The 2,590-nt window shown below is 66.2% G+C and carries 1 protein-coding gene and 2 pseudogenes; all 3 read right to left on the bottom strand.

The window, feature by feature from the left end:
* Positions 1–245: pseudogene (locus RHBS_RS26745) on the bottom strand (2-dehydro-3-deoxyphosphogluconate aldolase); the annotation flags it as partial.
* Positions 242–1,855: an amidohydrolase family protein gene (locus tag RHBS_RS26740; protein WP_128646859.1), complete on the bottom strand. Its 1,614-nt coding sequence runs from the start codon at positions 1,853–1,855 to the stop codon at positions 242–244. The pseudogene RHBS_RS26745 and the gene RHBS_RS26740, both read right to left, overlap by 4 nt.
* Before the next feature lie 14 nt (positions 1,856–1,869).
* Positions 1,870–2,590, bottom strand: a pseudogene (locus RHBS_RS26735) (amino acid deaminase); the annotation flags it as partial.

Below are 2,590 nucleotides of genomic sequence, written 5' to 3'. Positions count from 1 at the left end.
TGCGCCCCGGCGTCGATCGCGGAGCGCGCGTGGTCGGCGGTCAGGACGGTGCCCGCCCCGACGACTGCACCTGCGTTCGATGCCGCGCGGATCAGTGCGAGGACGCCGGGTGTGGTGAAGGTCAGCTCGAGCGCGCGAATTCCTCCGCGCGCGAGCGCATCTGCCAACGCAGCAGGATCCGAGATGTGCGGGGCGCGGACCACCGACAGCGCGCGGTCCTCGAAAATCGTCGCCAGTGCGTTCATGATGTGTGCTTTCCGGTGGGATTCATCCGCAGGGCGTGGCCTGCCAGAGAATGAGTGGGGCGTCGATCGTCGATGGCGAACGCGCCGTTGACCATGACGTGGCTGATGCCCTCGGCCTGTTGCTTCGGGTTCTCGAACGTGGCGGTGTCGCGCACGGTGGCCGGGTCGAACAGGACGAGATCGGCTGCGTGCCCTTCGGCGATCGTGCCGCGGCCGCGAAGGCGGAGCCGCGCAGCGGGACGACCGGTCAGGTGATTGATGCAGTCCTCGAGTGAGAGCAGCTGCTCGTCCCGAACGTAGTGGCCCAGGTAGCGGGGGAACGTTCCCCAGGCGCGTGGGTGTGGCTTCTCACCGACCAGGATCGCGTCGCTGCCGCCCATATGGTGTGGATGCGCCATGATCTCGCGCACGTTCTCCTCGTGTCCGACGTGCTGAAGGATGGTGGTGGCCAGCGCGTCTCGGCGAAGGAAGTCGAAGAACACGTCCACCGGGGCCCGACCCGCCTGGGCCGCGATGTCGGACATCGTGCGCCCGACGTAGCAATCGAGTTCCGGATTCGCCACTCCGCTGAGCTGGATGGTCTCCCACTCGACGGTCACGCCATGGCAGCCGTCGGACCCGTCGACGTCGACATCCTGTGCGATGCGTCGACGCATGTCCGGATCGTCGAGGCGTTCGAGCGCGCGGTCCGGGCCACCGGACATCGCCCAACTCGGCAGCAGCGCTGAGAGACTGGTCGCTCCGGGCAGATACGGATACGTGTCGAGGGTGACGTCGCATCCGTTCGCGATCGCAGAATCGACGCGGTCCAGGAACTCGCGTGCCCGGCCCCGATTGACGCCGAAGTTCATCGTCGCGTGAGTCAGATGCAGCGCACATCCCGTCTCCTCGGAGAGATCGAGCATCTCCTGGTACGCGTCGAGCGCCCCCGCGCCGTACGACCGAGTGTGCGGCGCATAGAACCCACCGAAGTCGGCGACGACCTCGCACAGTGCTCGTAATTCGCTTGTGTCCGCGTACATTCCGGGCGTGTACGTCAACCCGCTCGACATTCCGACGGCCCCCTCCCGCAATCCCTGGGCCAGCAACTCCTGCATGTGGGAGATCTCGGACGGCGTCGCGGGTCGCTGATCAGGGCCCACCGCGAGGTATCGCAGTGTTCCCTGGGGAACGAGATAGGCAGCGTTCGGAGTGATCCCCTGGTCGAGGCGAGCGAGGTACTCCGAGACCGAACGCCACGAGAAGTCGAGGTCGACTGGGTTGCCGTTCCATCCGGCGATCTGACGCCGCACCACATCGAGCGTCGCATCGTCGATCGGAGCGTAGGCGATGCCGTCCTGTCCGATGACCTCGGTGGTGACGCCCTGGCTGATCTTCGGGAAGTGGTCGGGGTCGGTCAGCAGACGCAGATCGGAATGGGCGTGCATGTCGATGAAACCGGGGGACAGGACCTGCCCCGGAGCCGCGTCGACGATTCTGTCGGCACCGCGAACTGTGCCGGGTTCGGCAATTGAGGCGATGATTCCGTCGCGTACGAGAACGTCACGACGCAGTCGCGGTGAACCGGTGCCGTCGATGACGTCGGCACCTCGAATGAGGATATCGGACATGGGTTTTCGGCTCTCTAGAAGAATGTGTGCACGAGATCGACGACGCGGGGATCGTCGCCATCGGCGTCGTCGACGACGGGAATCAGACGCCACTTGTCGAATGCGGTGCACGGGTGAGACAGGCCCAACCGCACCACCGATCCCACCGGCAGCGCCGCGGCGTCCTCGGCAGGTAGGCGAAGGAACGCGTGCTGATCGTTCAGCGCTGTGATGTCGGCATCGGGATCGAGGGTTTCGGTTCCCCGAACCAGCTGGGGGACAGGCAGACCTTCGTCGAACGGAAAATCCCGCTTGCCTGCATCGAGCAGCGCGAGACCGGGTTCCGGTCGGGAGACCGTCCGAGCCATCCGTGCATCGCAGACATCAGCGGGGCGTCGGTGCGGGCGGGAGTCAGTGGTGAGATCTGCGAGTAGAAGCCGTCGTCGTGCACCACATAGGCACCCGAGCGCAGCACCACGTCGGTAGGTACCCCTTCCCCGGTGGTGAGGGACTGCAACCGCTCGACAACGAGGTCCTGGTAGGCGCTGCCGCCGGCGGTCACGATCGCATGGTCTCCGTACAACGCATCGGCATCGAGCGCGCGATGGAGGGCGGCGATGTTGTCGAGATAGGTCCGAACCGCTGCGAGTCCGCTGTCGGTCCGGTCGTGGCTGAGTGCGCCTCGTAGCCGCCGACCCCGGCCAGACTCAGCCGCGGCGACGACGCGATCGCACGAGCGACCGCGGTCGCTTCGTC

This window comes from Rhodococcus sp. BS-15 (assembly GCF_000813105.1).
Classification (GTDB): Bacteria; Actinomycetota; Actinomycetes; order Mycobacteriales; family Mycobacteriaceae; genus Rhodococcoides.
This window is presented reverse-complemented; position numbering and strand designations above follow the sequence as displayed.